The following is a 21079-nucleotide window of genomic DNA, read 5'->3' as shown; positions in this document are numbered from 1 at the left end:
ATGCTAAAGTTAAGCCCAGAGGCAAGGGTAGGCATATTTGTTCTTATAGGGATAATACTCCTTGTCTACATGTCTCTCCGCGTTGGTGGAATACAATTTGGAAGAGAAGAGGGCTATGAAATATCTATAAGATTTGACTCCGCGGCAGGCCTTGACAAGGATGCCTCTGTACGGGTGGCTGGTGTGGAGATTGGCAGGATAAAGGATATTGCCCTGCAGAATAACAAGGCCAAGGTGACATTAAGAATAAAACCTGATGTAAAGATAGGCAAGGATTTCACTGCTATATTAAAGACAAAGGGGCTTCTTGGCGAGAGATATGTTGAGCTTGTACCCGGCTCTCCTAATGCCCCCTCATTAGAGCATGGCGGGGAACTTACAAGAATAACCACATATACAGACATAGACAAGCTTATAGGCATTTTAGGCGATGCAGCCGCTGATATTAAAAAGGCGACCGAATCCATTGGCAATGTATTGGGGGGAAGCGAAGGGCAGGCATCGCTGAAAAAGATTGTGGTCAACATAGAGGAGATTACCGACCGAATTAACAGGGTGGTAAAAACCAATGATGAAAAGTTTGGAAGGATAGTAAGTAATTTTGAGGTGTTTTCTGAGGACTTAAAAGGAAGAGGGCCTGATATACTTAAGGGGTTAAAGGAAGTGGCGGATAATCTGAATCAGGTGATCGCGGAGAATAAAGACACACTAAAAGACGGTTTCGGCAATCTAAAGTCAGCGACCCAAAAATTAGGCGAGACTATGGACACAATAAACCGGCTTGCAAAGAATGTTGAACCGAAAATAGACGACTCTGTAAACAGTATAAACAGCATTGTCAAAAAAATAGATAAGGGCGAGGGGACCCTCGGCAAACTTATAAATGACACATCAGTCCATGACAATTTTAACAAGACCCTGACAGGCATAAACAGCTATCTCGGCAGGGTTGAGTCTTTCAAAACGTTTATAGGCTACAGGGGTGAATATCTTTTTGACGCAAGCGACACAAAGACCTATCTTTCCCTTAAGCTCCAGCCAAAGGCGGATAAATATTACCTTATAGAGGCAATAGACGACCCAAGGGGAAAGAGAAGGACTGAGACCACGGAAACCACGGTAGGAACAACCACTACCACTACAAAAGAGCTTAAGACCTCGGACAGCCTTAAATTCAGCGTGCAGGTTGCAAAGCGGTTTAAGGATTTAACGATTAGAGGAGGCATCATAGAATCAACAGGCGGGGTAGGGATGGATTACTACATGTTTAAAGACCGCCTTATATTTACATTCGAGGCCTTTGACTTTGATAAAAAGAGAAACCCGCATCTCAAGGCAGGTTTGACGCTTAACCTGAATAAATACTTTCTTATCGCTGCCGGATATGATGATTTTGTAAGCAGATTAAAGCTTGCCTCTCCCTATGTTGGCATAGGCCTCCACTTTGAGGATGAGGACATAAAATACCTTTTGAGCAGCGTCGGTTCTCTTATAACGAAATAATGACAAAATGGGAAAAGCCTGGCATTGCCTTTGATATAGGCACCACAACAATTGTCGGCTCTCTTGTGGATTTAAATAGCTGCAAGGAAAAAAAGACTGCATTTCTACCTAACCCCCAGATGAAATGGGGAAGGGATGTGCTTTCAAGGATTGCAGCAACGGTTAATAATCCGGAGATGCTTAAATCCATGCAGGAGGCAGTGGTTAATGCATGTAATGAGATTATAAAGAATCTGATAGATCCGCAGGATGTTAAATTCGTTGTTGCAACAGGCAATTCAGTAATGGAACATCTTTTCCTGGGCATATCGCCTGCCTTGCTTGTAAAGGTTCCGTATAAACCTGCTTTTAAAGAGGCAAAGCAAATAAGGGCTGGTGCAATTGGCCTTATTGTGAATCCAGAGACATATATTTATACCTTCCCTCTGATAGGAGGTTTTATAGGGGGAGATACTGTTGCCGGCATCCTTTCAACTGAAATACATAAAAGAAAAGGATATAGTCTTTTAATTGACATAGGAACCAACAATGAAACAGCGCTGGGTTCAGAAAAAGCCATATTTGCAACATCAACAGCAGCAGGCCCTGCGTTTGAAGGTGGTTCAATAAAATATGGCTTGATAGCAAAACATGGCGCAATTCAAGGCATAGAGATTAAAAACGATAAGGCTATCTTGGATGTGATAGGAAATGTTATGCCTGAAGGCATCTGCGGCTCAGGCATAATAGATTCTATTGCAAAATTATTAAACGTTGGCATTATAGATAAATCAGGCAGGATAAAAAATAGGGATGAGGTAGAAGGCAATATTGCAAATAGAATAGACGAACACATAGGTTCGCCCCTACAAGGCAATGAGTTTATACTTTACAAGGATGCGAAGAGAGAGATAACAATTACACAAAATGATGTCAGAGAGATTCAGTTAGCAAAAGGCGCAATTCAGGCAGGCATAAAACTCCTTTTAAAAAAGGCCCAGGTAACGCCTTTTGACATTGACAGGATATTCATAGCAGGCGCATTTGGAAACAATATAAAAAAGGAAAGCCTTGCCCAAATAGGCATATTGGAAAAGGAGTGGCTGGATAAGGTGGCATTTGTCGGCGATGCAGCGCTTGACGGCGCAAAGCTTGTCTTGTGTTCAGAAGAAAAGCAAAAAGAGGCGGAGGGTGTTGCCATGCAGACAAAACATATTTCTTTGTCAGGGAGTCAGCATTTTCAAAAAGAGTTTTTAAAAGGGATGGAATTCCCAAAACATTAAACTTAGGGGTATTGGCATGAAAAAGATCAGAAGGGCTATTATCAGCGTTACAGACAAAAAAGGGGTTGAGGAATTTGCCAAGGCTCTCACAAAGTTAGACGTAGAGATTATATCAACAGGAGGGACAGCGGAACTTTTAAAAAAGGCCGGTGTGCCTGTCATAGGCATATCTAATTATACAGGTTTCCCTGAGATGCTTGACGGCAGGCTTAAGACGCTTCATCCCAAAATCCACGGCGGCATACTTGGCAGAAGGGACAATAAAGAGCATATAAAGCAGATGGAAGAGCACGGCATATTGCCCATAGATATGGTCGTTGTGAATCTCTACGCATTTGAAGATACTGTCGTAAAGGGCTGCTTACTGGAAGAGGCTATTGAGAATATTGACATAGGCGGCCCTACAATGATAAGGGCTGCAGCAAAGAATCATAAGGATGTCGCTGTTGTAACCGACCCTGACGACTACGGCATGATTATAGATGAGATGAAAAAACAGAACGGCGGAGTAGCAGAGGCGACAAGATTATATCTTGCAAAAAAGGTCTTTCAGCTTACAGCAAGGTATGATGCGGCGATCTCAAATTACCTCGGAAGGATAGAAGACGGCGTGGTTAAAAAGGAATTCCCCGATACCCTCACCATGCAATTTAAAAAGGCTCAGGATTTAAGATATGGAGAAAACCCTCATCAACAGGCTGCATTTTACATGGAGCACAATCGGGATGAAAAAAAGCCCTGCGTAGCCCATGCAAAACAACTGCACGGCAAAGAGCTTTCATTCAATAACATTTTAGATTTGAATGCAGCCATTGAACTGGTCAAGGAATTTCATGAGCCGAGTTGTGCAATAATAAAGCACAACAACCCTTGTGGTGTTGCCATGTCAAAAAAAGGCCTTTTGGATGCCTATCAAAAGGCCCTTTCATGCGATAAGGTGTCTGCATTCGGCGGTATTATTGCCTTCAACAAAAACCTTGATGCAAAAACTGCGCAAGAGATGAGCCAGCTCTTTCTTGAGGCTATTACAGCACCAGGCTTTGATGCAGATGCACTCAAGATATTAAAGGATAAGAAAAACTTAAGGCTTCTTGAAATACCGGAATTCAAAACACATATATCAGAAGTTACTGGCTATGATTTAAAAAAGGTCAACGGCGGCCTGCTTGTCCAGACAGCAGATATTGAGTGCGCACAAGACTTAAAAACAGTAACAAAACTTGCGCCAACAGATACGCAGCTTGAAGACCTGCTCTTTGCATGGAATGTGGGCAAGCATGTAAAAAGCAATGCAATAATATTTGCCAAATGCAGGCAGACAATAGGGATCGGCGCAGGCCAAATGTCCAGGATTGATTCCACAAGGCTTGGGATAATGAAGGCAAGGGACTCAGGTTTTGATGTAAAGGGAAGCGTCATGGCATCTGATGCGTTCTTCCCTTTCAGGGATAATGTTGACAAGGCAGCAGAAGCTGGCATTACAGCAATAATCCAGCCCGGCGGTTCAGTGAGAGACGCGGAGGTCATAAAGGCGGCTGACGAGCATAATATTGCAATGGTGTTTACAGGGATAAGGCATTTCAGGCACTAAAATTATGAAAAAATACTTTGTATTAGATACCAATGTCCTGCTCCACGATGTCAATTCTCTTTTTGCCTTCGGGGATAATGACATTGTAATTCCTATGGTTGCCATTGAGGAACTTGACAGGTTTAAAAAAGACTTAAACGAGATAGGCCGGAATGCGAGACAAGTTTCCAGGCTGCTGGACAAGCTGAGGTCTCAAGGGCCGCTCTATAAAGGAATTAACCTCGATAACGGAGGGACTTTAAAGGTTTTTATACCCTCGCAAACAACCAATAACCTGCCGGCCGAGCTTATATTCAATAAGGCAGACAATCAAATTCTGTCCGTTGCAATGGAACTCAAAGAAAAAGCAGGCAGGCCCGTCTGCCTTATAACCAAAGATACTAACCTTAGAATCAAGGCCGACGCCCTTGGGCTCACTGCAGAAGATTATGAATCAAATACTGTGGAGATAAGTGAATTATACCAAGGTTTCAGAACATTCCCTGTTTCAAAGGATATTATAGAAAGTTATTATGCCGAAGCAAGTTTGAAACCGCCTGTAAATGATTTATATCCGCATGAAGGGGTCATCCTCGTTGAAGAGGGGAATCCAAAACATACTGCATTGGCCAGGTTTGATAAAGAGAAGGGAAACCTTGTGCCATTGAATATTCCAAAGGATGGGGTGTGGGGAATTTATCCTAAAAATGTAGAGCAGAGATTTGCCATGAGCCTTCTTCTTGATGATTCTGTAAAGCTTGTTTCTTTGGCCGGCAAGGCAGGCACCGGTAAAACCCTGCTTGCCATTGCCGCCGGTTTAAAAAAGACTGCTGATGAAGAGGTTTTTATAAGGCTGCTCGTTTCACGTCCAATATTTCCGTTGGGGAAAGATATAGGATATTTACCCGGAGAAATAGAGGAAAAACTTACACCATGGATGCAGCCGATTTTTGATAATCTGGAGCTGATTTTTGGCGTTGAAAGAAAGCATAAGGGAAAGCAACACGGTTACAGAGAGCTTATGACTCAAGGAATTTTACAAATCGAGCCGTTGACTTATATCAGAGGCAGGAGCATTCCAAATCAGTATATGATTGTTGATGAGGCGCAGAACCTTACGCCGCATGAAATAAAGACAATCATCACCAGGGCAGGGGATAATACCAAGATTGTCCTAACCGGAGACCCTTATCAGATTGACAATCCCTACATAGACTCATCCAGCAACGGTTTATCCTATGTGGCAGAGCGGCTCAAGAATGAAACAATTGTGGGTCATATAACCCTTTCTAAGGGCGAACGTTCGGAGTTGGCAGAGACTGCGGCAAATCTGCTTTGACCGGCGAAGCGTCCCTTCTTCCATCCCGAAGGTCTTGGATTATTGCTCAAGGCTTTGATATTATTTTTGCTTCACCTCGCCACAGCCCGTAGGAGTTATTGACAAAACACCAACTTTTCAATATACTCATTAAACCCTTTGCACCCCCCTAATCTTGTAAGCATCGCCTTAATTGCAAAGCGCCACATATGAATGGTTTTGCTGAACAATATCAGATGCAGAACATAAAATACAGTATTCAGGATATAAAGGAGCGGCTGCATAAATCTAATGCTGTTACAATATTAACAGGCGCAGGTATCTCGGCAGAGAGCGGCGTTCCAACCTTTAGAGGAAAGAATGGACTTTGGAAAAACTTCAGGCCGGATGAACTTGCAACCCCCGAGGCATTTAAAAAAGACCCATGCCTTGTCTGGGAGTGGTATGACTCAAGGAGGCAGGTTCTATCCCGGTTAAAACCAAATCCAGGCCATTTTACCATTGCAGAGATAGAAAAAAGGGCTAAGGAATTTACGCTTATTACACAGAATGTGGATGGCCTCCATCAGCTTGCCGGAAGCAAAAATATTATAGAGCTTCACGGCAATATATGGCGTGTAAGGTGCCTTAAATGCTGCAAGGTTACTGAAAACAGGGATGTACCCATCAAGATATTGCCTTTTTGCGAATGCGGGGGGCTTTTAAGGCCGGACGTGGTCTGGTTTGGAGAGATGTTGTCTGACAACACCATGACAAAGGCATTTGTTGCATCTGACAATTGCGGCATTATGTTTGTAATAGGCACATCGGGCGCTGTGCATCCCACTGCATCGCTGGCATTAAGGGCAAAGGATGAAGGCGCATTTATTGTGGAGATAAATATAGAAAGCACTCCGCTTTCAGCAAGTGCGGATGCTACCCTTTTTGGCAAGTCAGGCGATATATTGCCGCAGCTATTATAAAGCAGGTTAAGGTTGAGGCTGAGGAAGGCAAAGTTTTTCTTAACCTCAACCTTAACCTTAACCTGTATTTAAACAAGGAGGACAAATGAAAGTCTTTAATGACACAATCAGGCTGCAGACCACACTGAAGAGTGAGGATATAAACATTACCGGCATGGTGGAGGCTATTGTTCAGGAAAGCGGCATATATGAGGGCACGGCCACAGTATTCACAGGCCATACAACAGCAAGTATCCATCTAAACAATGCAGATCCTGAGCTAGCAAAAGACCTTCATGACTTTTTAAGTGAGACTGTCCCCGACAAGCCAACTTACCGCCATAATAAAGGAGACTATGGCAGAAACGCGGATGCGCACTTTAAATCCCTTCTTGTTGGCAACAGCGTGACAATCCCGATAAATAGGGGAAGGATTGCCCTTGGTCAGTGGCAGGCGATTTATTTTTCAGAATTTGACGGCCCCCGCAACCGCCTCATCTCTGTAAAGATTATGGGCATACCTGCAAGGCACAGTTAAATAATAAGGCTCCCGGCCTTAACCTGAATTAACAGATGCGTATAATAGGAGGAACAGCAAGAGGGAAAAGGCTCGCTTCTTTTAGAGGCATGTCTATAAGACCTACAACAGATAAGGTAAGGGAGGCAATATTTAATATTCTATCGCAGCCATTTTCGTTCAAAACAGTATTAGACCTCTTTTCAGGGACAGGGGCTATGGGTATAGAGGCGCTAAGCAGAGGGGCGGAGACAGCGACATTTGTGGATAACGACCCAAAGGCTGTTAAGATTATTAAAAAAAATCTTGAATTATGCAGATTTACCGGCAGGGCTAAAATTATCAATATGGATGTGCAGTCCGCACTGGCTTTTGCAAATAAAAAGAGAGAAAGTTTTGACCTTATATTTATAGATCCCCCTTACCTTAAGTCGCTTACAGCCGTTGTATTGAATTATATCGCAGATAAAAGACTTCTTAGTGCAGACGGTCTAATAGTTGCAGAATCCTCCAAACGAATGATATGGGATGGAGAGGTAAAAGGCATTGAACTTTTTGACAGACGGCGATACGGGGATACGGTAGTGTCGTTTTACAAATCAAAACATACAGCACAGGGAACAATCACATGAAAAAACGTACAGCAGTTTATCCGGGAACATTTGACCCTATAACAAATGGCCACCTTGATGTTATAGAGAGGGGATTGAAACTCTTTGACGGGCTTATAGTAGCAATTGCAGAAAGTCAGACAAAGGAGCCTCTGTTTACTGTGGATGAAAGGATAAGGATGGTAAAGGAGTCAGTTAAGAAATATAAAAAAGTGAATGTTGAAAGTTTCGACTGCCTGTTGATAGATTATCTGCATAAGAAAAAGGCCCATATTATTGTAAGGGGTTTGCGGGTCATATCCGATTTTGAATATGAATTCCAGATGGCGCTTACCAACAGAAAACTTGCCCCGGACATTGAAACCGTATTTATGATGACCGCTGAAGATTATTCATATTTAAGCTCGCGATTCATAAAGGAGATAGCGCGGCTCGGCGGCAGGTTTGACTGCTTTGTCCCGCCGAATGTGGCAAAGATGCTGAAGGAGAGGAATATCAGATGAGCGGATATGTTTTAAAACTTGCAAAGCGGATGCAGGATGTAAAGGAATCGCCGACCCTTGCCATTACTGCAAAGGCAAAGGCCATGAAGGCCAAGGGGTGGGATGTTATAGATTTTGGCGCAGGCGAGCCTGATTTTGACACGGCTCTTAATATAAAAGAGGCTGCCATAAAGGCAATTAAGTCCGGTTTTACCAAATATACCGCTGTGGGTGGAACAGATGAGCTCAAGGACGCGGTAATAAATAAATTTAAAAGGGACAATGGCCTTGATTACACAAGGGATGAAATCCTTGTATCCTGCGGCGGCAAACAATCATTCTTTAATCTGTCGCTGGCATTTTTTGAAAAAGGGGACGAGGTGCTTATCCCGGCGCCGTACTGGGTATCATATCCTGTGATGGTTGCGATAAGCGGCGCAACTCCTGTCATATTGCCCGCGCGCGAGGAGAACGGTTTCAAGATAACACCGGATGAACTTGAAGATGCGATAACCCCTTCAACAAAGGCAATTGTAATAAACAGCCCGTCAAATCCGACAGGCGTGGCATATATGCCTGAAGAATTAAAGGCTATAGCGGACATAGCAGTAAAAAAGGGCGTGTTCATAATATCAGATGAGATATATGAAAAACTCTGTTACGACAATCACCCGTTTATTTCAGTGGCCTCATTTTCAGAAGAGATAAAAAGGCAGACCATTGTCTTAAACGGCGTATCAAAGACATATTCCATGACAGGCTGGAGAATAGGCTATGCAGCAGGTCCAAAGGAACTTATAAAGGCAATGACAAATATCCAGAGCCAGTCCACATCAAACCCGACATCCATCAGCCAGAAGGCAGCGGTGGAGGCTTTAAATGGGCCGCAGGAAAAAGTAGAGGAGATGAGGACGGAATTTGATAAAAGGCGGAAGATTATTGTAAATGGCCTTAACGCAATAAAAGGCATCCGCTGTATGCTTCCTCCCGGGTCGTTTTATGTATTTCCAAACATTTCAAAACTTCTGAAAAAAAGGTTCAACGGAAAGGCGATAAATTCTTCAGGAGACCTTGCGGAATTTCTTCTCGAGGAGGCAGAGGTTGCGGTTGTTCCGGGCGAGGCATTCGGCTGCGACGGCCATATCCGTTTATCCTATGCCACATCAATGGAAAATATAAAGGAAGGACTGAAGCGGATAGAAGAGACTGTGAAGAAATTAGAATAATATCCGCTTCTCCTATACGCTATCCGCTATTTATGCAAATCATCACGGACATTAGAAAATTTAAAAACATAAAACCGCCCATCGTTACCCTCGGTAAATTTGACGGTGTTCATAAGGGGCATCAAAAGGTTTTAAGGGCAGTAAAGGACAGGGCTGCAAAATTAAAGTTTCCATCTGTTGTTTATACATTTGAACCCCATCCATTAAAGATAGTTGCGCCGCATAAGAGCCCGCTGCTGCTTACAACATTGAAAGAAAAGATAGAATTGATAAAGGCATCGGGCATAGATTATCTAATCCTTGCCAGATTTACAAAAGAATTTGCCTCTCAGCATCCAGGGGAGTTTGCAGAAGATGTGCTGGTAAAACAATTGAAGGCAAAAGAGGTCTGGGTAGGCCATGATTACGCATTTGGAAAAGGTAGAACAGGCACTATAGAATATTTGAAGGAGCTTGGGAAAAAGTTTGGTTTTAAGGTGTCTGTAATCCCTGCCTGCAAAAAAAGAGGGATAATTATAAGCAGCTCAAAGATACGGGAATATATCAGGTACGGCAAGGTCAGAGAGGCTGCGGGTTTTCTGGGAAGGCCGTATGCTGTGTCAGGAAAGGTGGTCAAAGGAAGAAATATCGGAAGACACCTCGGCTTCCCAACGGCAAACATTGAGATTCATAACGAACTCATACCAAAGGACGGGATATACGCAGTCCTGGCGCTGTTGGGTAATAAGATATATAAAGGGGCTGTCAATATAGGGATTGCCCCCACTTTCCATACAAATAAACGCGCTGTTGAGGCGCATATAATAAATTTCAAGCAAAATATTTATGGTAAAAAACTAAAAATTGAATTTATTCAAAGGCTCCGTGGTGAAAAGACCTTCAAAAGTGCAAAGGGGTTGGCGAACCAGATAAAAAGAGATGTTGAAAAGGTAAAGAAAATACTGAAATGAACCCCGTTAGAAGTTCGTTGTTAATGAACAGTTTGCTTCTGGTGGGGATTATCTTTGAGAAGGGAGGCTTCTAACGGGGTGAATATCACTGCCAAAGCAAAAATATTAGGCATATTTGGATATCCTATAAGACATACCATATCCCCGGCCATGCATAATGCCGTTATCAAGGCGCTTGGGCTTGATATGATTTATATGCCATTTGAAATAAAGCCTTCAAATTTGAGAGATGCGGTTAATGGAATAAAGGGATTCGGTATGTTGGGCGTAAATATCACCATACCACACAAAGAAGCTGTAATGAAATTACTTGATGATATTTCAGAGGAGGCAAGGCTTATAGGTGCAGTGAATACAATAGTCAATAAAGACGGGCGACTCATAGGCTACAATACTGACGGTTATGGCTATGTTGCGTCAATAAAAGAGGATTGCAAATTTAATCCTAAAGATAAGATAATTATAATCCTTGGCGCAGGCGGGGCTGCAAGGGCAGTATTGGCAGCCCTTGCCAAAAGCGGGACAAAAAAAATCATTATTGCAAACAGGACATTGTCAAGGGCCGACAATCTTATAAAAACATTTAAAAGAAAATTTCCGGATACAAAATTTGAGGCTATTGGGCTTGAGGAGGATATACTAAGGACATATTTTCAGGATATCAATCTGCTTGTAAATACAACATCTGTTGGTATGGAGAAAAACGAAATTTTAGAAATCCCGTTGGAGGCCTTGCCAAAAACAGCAATAGTATCGGATATTGTGTATAACCCTTTACAAACCCTTTTGCTTAAAAAGGCGGATAAACTCGGATTGACTGCTTATGGCGGTCTAAGCATGCTGATTCACCAGGGCGCAAAAAGTTTTAAACTCTGGACAGGGATTGATGCGCCGGTAAATGTTATGAGAAAGGCTGCTTTGAAGGCATTAAAGACAATATGAGAGCCATATTTATTGCAGACGCGCATCTGAAAGGCCTTAATGACCCAAATCAAAAACACCTCTGCTTTTTTCTTAAAACACTAAAGGATGTTGACATACTCTTCGTACTGGGCGACCTTTTTGAATTCTGGACAGGCTATAATAAAACACTGGAGTATAATTATTCCCCTGTCTTAGCTCAGTTTAAAAGGCTTAAGGAGTCAGGTACAAATATAATATATGTTGAAGGCAATCATGATTTTTCTGTAGCGCCGTTTTTTAAAGACATATTAGACGGCGCGGTTTATCCTGATTCAGCGGACATAACCTTGGATGGGAAAAGGTTCTTTCTTGCCCACGGTGATATTGCAGAGCATAGTATAAGTTATAAAATCTGGCGGAGGTTTTTAAGAAGTCCGGTTGTCAGTATAATTGTCAAAATTGTACCGCCTTTTCTTGTCTGGAAGGCTGCAATGGTATTGTCAAAAAAAAGCCGCGGAAATCATAAAAGGGGTGACGTTCTGGATAATCTCCAGAGGGAATTCGCAAAGGAGAAAATCAAACAAGGATTTGATGTTGTCATTTTTGCCCATTCCCATGTTCCGGAAATCTCAGAAATAGCTGTAAATGGCAAAAGGGGGATTTATGCCAACCCAGGGGACTGGATAAAGGAATTTAGTTATCTCGTTTATGAAGATGGAAATATAAGGCTGGAGAGATACGGCCTTTCTTAATTTTAAATATTTTTTCTACCTCATCCACAACCACTCCGGCCGCCTTTGGCACAACTGCTTTAAGTTTAGGGCTTAAGTCCATACCATACGCAACCTCTCCCGGCTCAATCCCGATTATAATGACTGTTTCAGGCCTTTTCCCTTCTGATAAATCCAATAAGGCAAATACCTCCTGAAGTCCGAGCTCGTGAAGGGATGTCTTTTGCGCTATATTGACAGGGATGTCGTCAATTGTAAATCTGTAGATATTGCCAGGTCTTCCGCCGCCCTTAACAGCGTCTATTATAATGAGGCAATCTGCATCTTTGATAATAGAGATAAGCTGTATGCCACCGGTTCCCCCATCCACAACATCTATTTCGGGGGGAAGGAGACTTTTTTCTTTTATATATTCTGCTACTCGGACACCTATACCTTCATCCTTTAACAAAATATTTCCCACACCGATGACCCGCACCTAACCCTTATCCTCTTTTGTAAAAAGTATAAATGCCATGGCAGGCCTTTTGGATGCCTCGCGCATAACAAAGTGTATGCCGTCAAGCGCCCAGCCTTCCTTTATCCACTTGTTTATTGCAGATTCCAATTCTTCGTCAGTAACTGTGTTTATTTCAACTACTTTGTAGTTTAGCATTTCTATTGGCCTCTATATTATATAAAACTGCCAATGAAATCAAGGCGGGTTAAAGTTATTTCAAGCGTCTTTGAGTTTAAAGACAAGCCAATTCTTTCCGTTTGTATGAATCATTGCATACCGGCCTTTCAGTTTTCTGCCCTTGAGGTTAAAAACCATCTTCCCTTTTTCCATTGACTCAAGCTCGTAATTTCCGTCATCCCATATCTCAACAGTTCCAGCGCCATATTGCCCTTCAGGTATAATCCCCTCAAAATAAATATAATCAAGCGGATGATCCTCCACAGCCACCGCAAGTCTTTTTATTCCGGCATCCTCAGGCACGCCCTTGGGAACAGCCCAGCTTTTCAGGATGCCTTCCATTTCCAGACGGAAATCAAAATGCAGATGGGTTGCTTTATGCTTGTGTATGACGAAACGGGGCATGGTGGTTAGATAGTATAGCTAAGAGATAAAGAAAAACAAATAAATCAGTCCCCTTTTCCTATCCCAACAAGTGCAATCCAACCATAAAAACCCTTGAAAAGGTTGCAAAGATTTTTGGAAGACATCTGCACCTTGAGTTTGTGTAGCTCTTTACTCTTTAATAAAATCTTGAAAGAAAATAAGAAATATCCAGAGTTTCTTCTTGTTTACGATGACCGCCGAATAGCCTGCTTCCGGCCATCCTCGTCAACGTTTACAAAGGTGATGTTGGTCTCAAAGACCAGTTCCTCCTCCCCCGTCTCTATGGAGTCGCTGTAAACCTTTATATTATAACTGACCGAGGTATTCCCCAGCCGTGTCAGCTCCATATCAAACTTGAGGACAGAACCGAGGCGGATACTCTTCTTGAAAGCAACATTATCAAGCGCAATGGTTACAAAGCGATGCCCCGGGAAATCCAGGTTCGCAGCAATATAGCCGTATTCATCCACCCAATGAAGGAGATAACCGCCAAAGAGATATCCGTAATGATTCAGATGCTCCGGCAACACAAGCTTATGGTTTCGCATGATGACCTTCCTACTATCATTATTTTCCACTCAAATAGTCAGCAAGGAGCCCGCGGCTGTGCTCATCCTCATGGCAATATACGCACAGGTTTTCCCAGTTAGAGCCGTCAGGGGGATTATTAAGGTGGTTGCCGTCTTTATGGTGCACTGTCAGCAAGCGCTGATTTTTGTAGGTGAACTCCCGGGCGCATTTGGCGCATATGAGTCCGTGGATTTTTAGTGAACGTTCGCGATAGTCGTTTTTCATTGTCTCTATCCTAAAATAGGCGCTATCACTCATTGCACCTTGCTTTAAAAAATGGAGACGCTATCCCTTTATGTTTCCTTACTCAAGGATGAACAATTCTTCCAATAAAAAAGCTATAATTCAAGATCTGACACTACTTTCACTTCAGACGGAAATCAAAATGCAGATGCGTTGCTTTATGTTTGTGTATGACAAAACGGAGCATGGGGTGTTAAAATAGCAACAAAGAAAAACAAACAAAACATCTCCCCTTTTCTACACCTTTTTCTACATATTTATGTGAAAGAATGGCGTGAAGGGGCTGGGCAATCGCAACGATTATCGGATTTTTTGTGGTGTTGTTTATCTATCTTGGGGTAAGCCTCTTAATAAAAAACAGTCACAGTTTTTTAGAGCTTCTTAAAAAGCCAGTAAAGGGGCAACTGTCCCATATTATTGATTCATAATAATAGCCTGTTGTTTTACAAAAGCAGCTCCAAGATGATTTTCAATTATTTTATATGAAAGGGTATTCATTAGACTGTGCATATAACAGTGATGAACTGGCAATAATAAATCCTGCAATTTTTGATCATTTTCTACCATTTCAATATTCAAACCTATAGACTTACATTCTTCAGCATGTATATGCCTATCATGGCCTTTATTGCCTTTATAATCTGCTAATCGCTTTACAACCTTTTTAGCTTTTTCTTTAGCTTTTGGATCGTTAGCAAACATAATTTGTTTTAACTGTTCTTCGACAAAACTATTTGATCTTTTTATTGCATTTTCACATTGACTTAAGAAAGTCGGTCTATACTGTCCAATTATTGTCGTCCACACCGGGGTTTTAAATGGATCCTTTTTAATTTCTTTACAAGCTCTCTAAAATTCTTGAATTACACCATAGGCGGGAATTCCTCTTAAATGGGGATCAATTGGCCCTAGGTTTGAATGACTTGTCATTAAAATACTTTTACAAGAACAAGCTATCATTGTTCCAGCAGACATAGCAATTTGAGGAACAATAGCCCTAATGTCGGAACCAAACATTTTGTGAAGATAATTGACAATAGATTGTGTTGTAGAAATACTGCCACCTGGAGTATGTAATATAAGGTCAAGGCCTTTTTTTCTATCCAGTCGATGCACAGCCATCAGAAAACCATTTTTATCTTCATCTATTATATCTGAAGGAATCTCTGGCTTAGAAAGGAAACCGGAATAATAGGCAATAACATTGCGGCTTGTATGGTCGGCTAGTTTTTTCAAATAATCTCTGCGGACCAAATCAACAGATTGCTGGGCAAGGCTGGTGTGTTTAGCCTTGAGGGTTTGGATTTGCTCTAATACGTCTTTCCAGTTTGCCATGAGATACTACGAAATACTACAAAGGTTTATCGTATGCCCCGTATGTTGTCACACTCTGAATGATTTTGTAGGCTGACGGTTGCTCAAGCGATTCTTTTTCCTCTATGGCTTCTTTTTCCCGAAACGTAAAATACTTTTTATATTGTTTTTCAAGATCGCTTTCAATATATACTCGTTCTTTTTTTATTGACATAGCCTCCCCCGATAGCCTAATGATTTACTGTGTAATTAAAACGTACCCCTCTAATGTCGTTCATTTTACAATAAAATTGATATTTGTCAATATATTATATCAGCATATAGATTTGGAGGTTAATGATGGAGCGAGAAAGTCTTTGTTGATTGAAAATCAAGGACGCATTACGCCGCGTCTTTACTTCTCCATATCAAAATCAACTCTAATCTTGAAAAATCTAACTGTAGGAAGATTTCTTACATCCTTTATCCCTGTCTTTTTTGAGATCTCTTTTAGTTTATTTTCAATCTCTTCCATTGACTCATCTATGAAAGTAAACCAGATATTGTATTCATTATCCCTTTCATAGTTGTGGGTTACGCCGGAGTAGGAATTAACAACCTCTACAAATTTCTTAATCTTATCGGATGGAACTTTAGCAGCACAAAGTGAGCTTACAAAACCGAGTTTACGAGGGTCAAATGTCGCGCCTATCCTTCTGATAATTCCTTCTTTCTTCAGATTGCCAATGCGCAAAATTACATCTGTTTCGGAAGCGCCAACTTCTTTGCCAATTGCCTCATACGGCCTTTGGACAATGGGAAATTTGGTCTGTATTATATTTAACATCTTTTTATCTACAGCATCCATTACTTTTCGCCTACTGCCTCCTTTCGTCTAACATGCGCAATTTTCGCCTCTTCACTGGGTTCGTATGTGCAAAACGGCTCTTCTTCCATATAGTTTCCGGTAAAGGCATGAGCCCTTGCCCTGCAGCCGCCGCATACCTTTCTGAATTCACAGTATCCGCATTTTCCGAGATAATCATCCCACGCCCGCATCTCTTTGAAGACCTTTGATGTCTCCCAGATTTTGCTGAACGGCTCTTTTCTTATATCCCCGCATTCAACATCCAGGAAACCGCATATCTGCACCTTTCCGGTATGAGACACAAATGCGAATGACTGGCCCCCCATGCACCCCTTGGTCATGGCGTCAAGGCCGTGGGTTTCCGGCTTTACGGTTATTCCCTTTTCTTTTTCATGCTGCCTGAATATCCTGTAATAATGCGGCGCGCATGTAGGCTTGAACTGGATCGGCACCTTGTCCCTCATGTTATAAAACCAGGTTAGGGTTTTTTCATAGTCCTCAGGAGCTATCTCCATGTGCTTTAATTCAGCGCCCCTTCCTGTGGGAACCAGCAAAAACGGATGGTGAGCCTTGGCGCCGAGTTTAATAACCAAATCCAGAATAAGCGGCAGTTCCTTGAGATTGTGTTTTGTAATTGTTGTATTTACCTGAAACTCAAGACCAACCTTTTTTACATTTTCAATTGCCTTCATTACACTGTCAAATGCGCCCTTTACCCTCCTGAAATTATCATGGCTTTCAGCAGTTGCGCCGTCTATGGAAAAGCTGACCCTCTGTATGCCGGACTCTATCATCTTTTTGGCTGTCTCCTCTGTAACAAGAACGCCGCATGGGGCCATAACCATCCGCAGGCCAAGCTTGTGGCCGTGCGCCGCAATCTCCCATATATCTTCCCTCAACATTGGCTCGCCGCCTGTAAGGATGATGATACACGAAGGAAATGCCTTTGCCACATCATCAAGGAACGCAAGACACTCTTCTGTTTTGAGTTCATTGGGATATGGGCCAAACCTTGCCGCTGCCCTGCAGTGTATGCAGTTCAGATTGCATGACCTCGTTACCTCCCACGCAATCAGTTTGGGAAGCCACTTTTTTTCTGCTCCATGTTTTGTTTCCATCCCAGCAACTTCGTGGGGATGACCTTTTAGCATTGTGTTCATAACTATCTACCTTCCTAATATCTTTGCCGCTTCTTTCGCAAAATATGTGAGTATTAAATCAGCGCCTGCCCTCTTTATAGAAATAAGGCTTTCCATCATTGCCTTTTCGGCATCCATCCATCCGAGCTCTGCCGCTGCCTTTATCATTGCAAATTCGCCGCTTACATTATATGCGGCAACAGGATAGTCAAATTCTTCCCGTATCCTCCTGATTATGTCAAGATATGGCAGCGCAGGCTTGACCATCATAATATCCGCGCCCTCTTCAATATCAAGCCTCACCTCTCTTATCGCCTCATCGCTGTTTGCCGGATCCATCTGATAACTTCGTCTGTCTCCGAATTCAGGTGTTGATTCCGCTGCCTCTCTGAACGGCCCGTAAAATGCGCTGGCGTATTTTACGGCATAGCTCATAATCGGCATATTTTGGAAACCGTTTTCATCTAAAGCCTTTCTGATAGCTCCCACCCTTCCGTCCATCATATCTGACGGCGCCACCATATCAGCGCCTGCCTTTGCGTGAGACAGCGCCTCCTTTGCGAGAAGTTCAAGCGTTGCATCGTTATCCACATCGTTATTCTTTATTATCCCGCAGTGCCCGTGTGATGTATATTCGCACATACATACATCTGTGATGACAACCAGTTCAGGCGACTTATTCTTAATCGTTTTTATAGCCTGCTGAATTATACCTTTTGGGTTATATGCCTCGCTGCCAATCTCGTCTTTATGCTCAGGGATGCCGAACAGAATCACGGCAGGAATGCCGAGGCTTTTTATCTCTTTCGCCTCTTTTGCGAGGTTGTCCACCGACATCTGATAATGGCCGGGCATAGAGCTTATCGGCTTTTTTACATTCCTGCCGAATGTTACAAAGAGCGGCAATATCAGATCGTCTATTGAGAGGGTTGTCTCCCTGACCATTCTTCTGATCATTTCGTTTTTTCTTAATCGTCTTGGACGATATTTGGGGAAGGACATAAACTTACCTTTCTCCCACTGCTATTTTTTTACTAACAATCCCAATCTCCTCATCTGTCAGATAACATGCAGGATCCTCCATCCATGGGTCATTGTAAACCCTTAATGCCCTGACCCTGAAACTTCCGCCGCAGAGTTTTACCCACTTACATACATGCTGGTTGCATCGCCCCTTCAAAAGCGGCAGCCTGTTTTTAAGCCCCTTCATAATCGGGTCTTTTGTATCCATCCAGATTTCGCTGAATGGCCTCTTCTTTACATTGCCAAATGAATAGTCCTGCCAAAACTGGTCTGCATGGACATTGCCGAAAAAATCAATATTGCCGATGCCCACGCCAGAGGAATTCGCGCCGCCGCCGTTCCACTCCATAAGCTTATAAATCTCTTCCGCCCTTTTAGGATCAGTCTCTTTCAGCTTCATATAAAGATAAGGCCCGTCAACATGATTATCAACAGTAAGAATGTCTTTCTTCAGACCTCTTTTATAAAAGTCCATTGTCCTTTCAAGGATTATATCCAATGCGCGTCTGCTCTCTTCGTGGGAGAGGTCATCTTTCATGATTTCACTGCCTCGCCCTGCGTAAACAAGGTGATAGAAGCAGACCCTCTGGATGCCTTCTTTTTCAACAAAGTCAAAGATATTGTTCAGGTCTTCGTAGTTTCTTTTGGTAAGCGTAAGCCGCAACCCAACCTTCTGTTCAACCTCCATACAGTTTCTGACACCGCGCAACGCAAGGTCAAATGCCCCTTCCATACCTCTGAATTTATCATTTACCTCGCCGATGCCATCAAAGGATATACCCACATAACTAAAACCTGTTTCCTTTATCCTCTTTGCCATCTTCTGGTCTATCAAGGTACCGTTGGTTGAAAGCGTAAGCCGCATATTCAGACCTCTGGCATAATCCGCAAGCTCAAATAAATCCTTTCTCATGAGCGGCTCGCCGCCGGATAAAAGGAGCGCCGGTATCTTAAAATCCGCCAGATCTTTAATCATAGTCTTTGCTTCACCGTGAGTCAACTCGCCTGGATAGTCCTCATTGTGAGAATCCGTATAACAGTGTACACAGTTTAAATTGCATCTCCTTGACACGCTCCATACCACAACCGGCCTTCTTTCACTGGCAGATTTTGGAACCTCATGCTCCAGTTTTTCTGTTGCATGAGGTGTGCCGTGTCCATGTCCTGTTTTATGTCCGTATCTTAACGGGTCTCCTGTTGTATCAGCTCCGCAAAAAAGTTTTGTTATGTCTATCATAATGATTTCCCCTCCTGTTTCTTAAAATACTCTACTATCTCCTCTGTCAATGCCGGTATTGTGTATTTTTCAGGCATTATATCTGTCTTTATGCCCAATTTGGTTGCCGTATCCTTTGTTATCGGCCCTATGGAGGCGACTACTGCGCCGTTTAAAAGACCCGGCGCCTCTCCCTTTTTAAACATACCCACAAAATTCTCCACTGTTGAAGAAGATGTGAATGTTACTACGTCAATCTTTTTTTCCTCAAACATTTTTCTAATTTCATCAGTCTTTTCCTTTGGCTTTATTGTCCTGTAGGTAGGCACAACATCAACTTTGCCGCCGAGCCTCTTTATCTCCTCAGGGAGTATCTCTCTTGCCTTTAATGCCCTGGGGAGTAAAAATCTCCTGCCTTTTATCCTGTTTTTACCAAGACCTTCTATTATCGCCTCTGCGCGATATTCTTTTGGCAGAAAGTCAACCTTTATGCCTAAATCCTCTATTGCTTTGGCTGTTGCAGGGCCGATGGCGCATATCTTAATGCCCTTTAGCTCCCTTATATCCTTACCCTGTTTTTTCAGTCGTTCTACAAAATATTTTACACCATTTACGCTGGTAAAGATAGCCCAATCATAATAATTCCCTCTCCCCTTGCGGGAGAGGGTAGGGTGAGGGGATGAAAGCCTTTTAATTGCCTTATCAACATCATCCCATTTTTTAGGAGGGACTATCTCTATTGTTGGGAACTCAATTACATCAGCGCCATTCTCTTTTAACAAATCTGCAAAATCAGAAGCCTGCTCCCTTGCCCTTGTAATAACAACCCTCTTGCCAAAAAGCGGCCTTTTATCAAACCACCTTAATTTATCCCTTAACGAAACGACCCCGCCCACAACAGTTATTGCAGGCGCCTTGAAATTTATTGCCTTTGCCTTTTCTGCAATATCGCCGATGGTTCCAACAAGCGTCTCCTGATCCGGTGTTGTCCCCCAACGTATTAAAGCAGCAGGGGTATCTGGGCTTCTCCCATTTTCAATAAGTTTCTTCATATTCGGCCCAAGGTTTCCAATGCCCATATAAAAAACCAGTGTGCCGATACCTGTTGAAATCTTGTCCCAGTATATATTTGATTCATCCTTTGTCGGGTCTTCATGGCCTGTAATAAATGCCACAGTTGTTGTGAAATCCCTGTGCGTCAGAGGTATGCCTGCATACGCAGCAGCAGCTACCCCTGCTGTAACACCAGGCACAACTTCATAAGCAATACCTGCCCCTACAAGCTCCTCAGCCTCTTCGCCGCCCCTTCCAAAGATAAAAGGGTCGCCGCCCTTAAGCCTTGCAATAACCTTTCCCTTTTTTGCTTTTTCAATAATGAGTTTATTTATATCTTCCTGCGGCAATGTATGCGCGCCGCCTATCTTGCCGACATAGATAATCTCTGCGCCCTTTCCGGCATACTCCAGAAACTTCTTATTTGCCAGATAGTCATAGACAACAACGTCTGCCTCTTTAATACACTCTACGGCCTTAACCGTGATAAGCCCTGGGTCCCCAGGGCCTGCGCCGATTAGATAGACCTTGCCTCTACTCATATAAATTATTATATCT

At 42.7% G+C, this 21079-nt stretch carries 22 protein-coding genes and 2 pseudogenes; 12 read left to right on the top strand and 12 right to left on the bottom strand.

From position 1 onward, the window contains the following. The 12 genes from Q8P28_03720 (at position 1) to Q8P28_03665 (ending at position 12035) form a co-directional block, all read left to right on the top strand. Positions 1 to 1503 (top strand): MlaD family protein, encoded by a 1503-nt coding sequence (locus Q8P28_03720; protein MDP2681902.1) that lies wholly within the window; start codon positions 1 to 3, stop codon positions 1501 to 1503. After that, the gene (locus tag Q8P28_03715) at positions 1503 to 2765 is read left to right on the top strand and encodes an ASKHA domain-containing protein (GenBank protein ID MDP2681901.1); all 1263 of its coding nucleotides are present in this window, start codon (positions 1503 to 1505) and stop codon (positions 2763 to 2765) included. The genes Q8P28_03720 and Q8P28_03715 overlap by 1 nt, the downstream gene beginning before the upstream one ends. A 16-nt stretch (positions 2766 to 2781) precedes the next feature. Beyond that, a complete protein-coding gene (purH, locus tag Q8P28_03710) occupies positions 2782 to 4356 on the top strand; it encodes a bifunctional phosphoribosylaminoimidazolecarboxamide formyltransferase/IMP cyclohydrolase (GenBank protein ID MDP2681900.1) in 1575 nt (524 codons plus the stop codon). A 4-nt stretch (positions 4357 to 4360) separates the two neighbouring features. Continuing rightward, positions 4361 to 5674: a PhoH family protein gene (locus tag Q8P28_03705; protein ID MDP2681899.1), complete on the top strand. Its 1314-nt coding sequence runs from the start codon at positions 4361 to 4363 to the stop codon at positions 5672 to 5674. 215 nt (positions 5675 to 5889) lie between these two features. Beyond that, the gene (locus Q8P28_03700; GenBank protein MDP2681898.1) at positions 5890 to 6615 is read left to right on the top strand and encodes an NAD-dependent deacylase; all 726 of its coding nucleotides are present in this window, start codon (positions 5890 to 5892) and stop codon (positions 6613 to 6615) included. 85 nt (positions 6616 to 6700) lie between these two features. Then, positions 6701 to 7132 carry a secondary thiamine-phosphate synthase enzyme YjbQ gene (locus Q8P28_03695; GenBank protein ID MDP2681897.1) on the top strand — a complete coding sequence of 144 codons (432 nt, stop codon included), beginning with the start codon at positions 6701 to 6703 and terminating at the stop codon, positions 7130 to 7132. Positions 7133 to 7167: 35 nt separating this feature from the next. Further along, positions 7168 to 7743: a 16S rRNA (guanine(966)-N(2))-methyltransferase RsmD gene (rsmD, locus tag Q8P28_03690; protein MDP2681896.1), complete on the top strand. Its 576-nt coding sequence runs from the start codon at positions 7168 to 7170 to the stop codon at positions 7741 to 7743. Continuing rightward, positions 7740 to 8225 carry a pantetheine-phosphate adenylyltransferase gene (gene coaD, locus Q8P28_03685; protein MDP2681895.1) on the top strand — a complete coding sequence of 162 codons (486 nt, stop codon included), beginning with the start codon at positions 7740 to 7742 and terminating at the stop codon, positions 8223 to 8225. Before rsmD ends, coaD begins: the two co-directional genes overlap by 4 nt. Continuing rightward, entirely contained in the window at positions 8222 to 9430 is a 1209-nt protein-coding gene (locus Q8P28_03680) for a pyridoxal phosphate-dependent aminotransferase (GenBank protein ID MDP2681894.1), read from the top strand. The genes coaD and Q8P28_03680 overlap by 4 nt, the downstream gene beginning before the upstream one ends. A 32-nt stretch (positions 9431 to 9462) precedes the next feature. Beyond that, positions 9463 to 10380 carry a bifunctional riboflavin kinase/FAD synthetase gene (locus Q8P28_03675; protein MDP2681893.1) on the top strand — a complete coding sequence of 306 codons (918 nt, stop codon included), beginning with the start codon at positions 9463 to 9465 and terminating at the stop codon, positions 10378 to 10380. A gap of 54 nt (positions 10381 to 10434) precedes the next feature. Beyond that, complete coding sequence (locus Q8P28_03670) at positions 10435 to 11322, top strand: shikimate dehydrogenase (protein ID MDP2681892.1); 888 nt, start codon at positions 10435 to 10437, stop codon at positions 11320 to 11322. Then, positions 11319 to 12035 (top strand): UDP-2,3-diacylglucosamine diphosphatase, encoded by a 717-nt coding sequence (locus Q8P28_03665; GenBank protein ID MDP2681891.1) that lies wholly within the window; start codon positions 11319 to 11321, stop codon positions 12033 to 12035. The genes Q8P28_03670 and Q8P28_03665 overlap by 4 nt, the downstream gene beginning before the upstream one ends. On the opposite strand, the gene Q8P28_03660 is transcribed toward Q8P28_03665, so the two are convergent. The 12 genes and pseudogenes from Q8P28_03660 to cobA form a co-directional block, all read right to left on the bottom strand. After that, a complete protein-coding gene (locus Q8P28_03660; GenBank protein ID MDP2681890.1) occupies positions 11977 to 12492 on the bottom strand; it encodes a HyaD/HybD family hydrogenase maturation endopeptidase in 516 nt (171 codons plus the stop codon). The two genes, Q8P28_03665 and Q8P28_03660, sit on opposite strands and share 59 nt — an antisense overlap. Continuing rightward, positions 12493 to 12669 carry a DUF4177 domain-containing protein gene (locus tag Q8P28_03655; GenBank protein MDP2681889.1) on the bottom strand — a complete coding sequence of 59 codons (177 nt, stop codon included), beginning with the start codon at positions 12667 to 12669 and terminating at the stop codon, positions 12493 to 12495. It lies immediately after the preceding gene. Positions 12670 to 12729: 60 nt separating this feature from the next. Beyond that, complete coding sequence (locus Q8P28_03650; GenBank protein MDP2681888.1) at positions 12730 to 13095, bottom strand: DNA polymerase ligase N-terminal domain-containing protein; 366 nt, start codon at positions 13093 to 13095, stop codon at positions 12730 to 12732. Between the two features lie 206 nt (positions 13096 to 13301). Beyond that, complete coding sequence (locus tag Q8P28_03645; protein MDP2681887.1) at positions 13302 to 13664, bottom strand: hotdog domain-containing protein; 363 nt, start codon at positions 13662 to 13664, stop codon at positions 13302 to 13304. A gap of 19 nt (positions 13665 to 13683) precedes the next feature. Then, positions 13684 to 13899: pseudogene (locus tag Q8P28_03640) on the bottom strand (YajD family HNH nuclease). Between the two features lie 444 nt (positions 13900 to 14343). Continuing rightward, positions 14344 to 15264: pseudogene (locus tag Q8P28_03635) on the bottom strand (ATP-dependent Clp protease proteolytic subunit). Positions 15265 to 15280: 16 nt separating this feature from the next. Beyond that, positions 15281 to 15457 carry a hypothetical protein gene (locus tag Q8P28_03630; protein ID MDP2681886.1) on the bottom strand — a complete coding sequence of 59 codons (177 nt, stop codon included), beginning with the start codon at positions 15455 to 15457 and terminating at the stop codon, positions 15281 to 15283. 180 nt (positions 15458 to 15637) lie between these two features. Next, positions 15638 to 16090 carry an AsnC family transcriptional regulator gene (locus Q8P28_03625; GenBank protein ID MDP2681885.1) on the bottom strand — a complete coding sequence of 151 codons (453 nt, stop codon included), beginning with the start codon at positions 16088 to 16090 and terminating at the stop codon, positions 15638 to 15640. Further along, positions 16090 to 17250 carry a heme b synthase gene (ahbD, locus tag Q8P28_03620; protein ID MDP2681884.1) on the bottom strand — a complete coding sequence of 387 codons (1161 nt, stop codon included), beginning with the start codon at positions 17248 to 17250 and terminating at the stop codon, positions 16090 to 16092. The genes Q8P28_03625 and ahbD overlap by 1 nt, the downstream gene beginning before the upstream one ends. Positions 17251 to 17256: 6 nt before the next feature. Continuing rightward, positions 17257 to 18231: a porphobilinogen synthase gene (gene hemB, locus Q8P28_03615; GenBank protein MDP2681883.1), complete on the bottom strand. Its 975-nt coding sequence runs from the start codon at positions 18229 to 18231 to the stop codon at positions 17257 to 17259. Between the two features lie 4 nt (positions 18232 to 18235). Then, complete coding sequence (locus Q8P28_03610) at positions 18236 to 19489, bottom strand: radical SAM protein (protein MDP2681882.1); 1254 nt, start codon at positions 19487 to 19489, stop codon at positions 18236 to 18238. Beyond that, positions 19486 to 21063 (bottom strand): uroporphyrinogen-III C-methyltransferase, encoded by a 1578-nt coding sequence (gene cobA / locus Q8P28_03605; GenBank protein MDP2681881.1) that lies wholly within the window; start codon positions 21061 to 21063, stop codon positions 19486 to 19488. Before cobA ends, Q8P28_03610 begins: the two co-directional genes overlap by 4 nt. Positions 21064 to 21079: the final 16 nt, after the last annotated feature.

The sequence above is a fragment of the Deltaproteobacteria bacterium genome, assembly GCA_030690165.1.
In the GTDB taxonomy this organism is placed as follows: Bacteria; Desulfobacterota; GWC2-55-46; order UBA9637; family UBA9637; genus JACRNJ01.
This window is presented reverse-complemented; position numbering and strand designations above follow the sequence as displayed.

Bases quoted from the DNA above. Each gene is read 5' to 3' on its own strand.
- cobA (MDP2681881.1), bottom strand. From the start codon at position 21,063: ATGAGTAGAGGCAAGGTCTATCTAATCGGCGCAGGCCCTGGGGACCCA.
- hemB (MDP2681883.1), bottom strand. From the start codon at position 18,231: ATGTCCTTCCCCAAATATCGTCCAAGACGATTAAGAAAAAACGAAATG.
- Q8P28_03665 (MDP2681891.1), top strand. From the start codon at position 11,319: ATGAGAGCCATATTTATTGCAGACGCGCATCTGAAAGGCCTTAATGAC.
- coaD (MDP2681895.1), top strand. From the start codon at position 7,740: ATGAAAAAACGTACAGCAGTTTATCCGGGAACATTTGACCCTATAACA.
- Q8P28_03695 (MDP2681897.1), top strand. From the start codon at position 6,701: ATGAAAGTCTTTAATGACACAATCAGGCTGCAGACCACACTGAAGAGT.
- purH (MDP2681900.1), top strand. From the start codon at position 2,782: ATGAAAAAGATCAGAAGGGCTATTATCAGCGTTACAGACAAAAAAGGG.
- Q8P28_03715 (MDP2681901.1), top strand. From the start codon at position 1,503: ATGACAAAATGGGAAAAGCCTGGCATTGCCTTTGATATAGGCACCACA.
- ahbD (MDP2681884.1), bottom strand. From the start codon at position 17,250: ATGAACACAATGCTAAAAGGTCATCCCCACGAAGTTGCTGGGATGGAA.
- Q8P28_03700 (MDP2681898.1), top strand. From the start codon at position 5,890: ATGCAGAACATAAAATACAGTATTCAGGATATAAAGGAGCGGCTGCAT.
- Q8P28_03610 (MDP2681882.1), bottom strand. From the start codon at position 19,489: ATGATAGACATAACAAAACTTTTTTGCGGAGCTGATACAACAGGAGAC.
- Q8P28_03720 (MDP2681902.1), top strand. From the start codon at position 1: ATGCTAAAGTTAAGCCCAGAGGCAAGGGTAGGCATATTTGTTCTTATA.
- Q8P28_03675 (MDP2681893.1), top strand. From the start codon at position 9,463: ATGCAAATCATCACGGACATTAGAAAATTTAAAAACATAAAACCGCCC.
- Q8P28_03630 (MDP2681886.1), bottom strand. From the start codon at position 15,457: ATGTCAATAAAAAAAGAACGAGTATATATTGAAAGCGATCTTGAAAAA.
- Q8P28_03625 (MDP2681885.1), bottom strand. From the start codon at position 16,090: ATGGATGCTGTAGATAAAAAGATGTTAAATATAATACAGACCAAATTT.
- rsmD (MDP2681896.1), top strand. From the start codon at position 7,168: ATGCGTATAATAGGAGGAACAGCAAGAGGGAAAAGGCTCGCTTCTTTT.
- Q8P28_03645 (MDP2681887.1), bottom strand. From the start codon at position 13,664: ATGCGAAACCATAAGCTTGTGTTGCCGGAGCATCTGAATCATTACGGA.
- Q8P28_03680 (MDP2681894.1), top strand. From the start codon at position 8,222: ATGAGCGGATATGTTTTAAAACTTGCAAAGCGGATGCAGGATGTAAAG.
- Q8P28_03655 (MDP2681889.1), bottom strand. From the start codon at position 12,669: ATGCTAAACTACAAAGTAGTTGAAATAAACACAGTTACTGACGAAGAA.
- Q8P28_03650 (MDP2681888.1), bottom strand. From the start codon at position 13,095: ATGCCCCGTTTCGTCATACACAAGCATAAAGCAACCCATCTGCATTTT.
- Q8P28_03705 (MDP2681899.1), top strand. From the start codon at position 4,361: ATGAAAAAATACTTTGTATTAGATACCAATGTCCTGCTCCACGATGTC.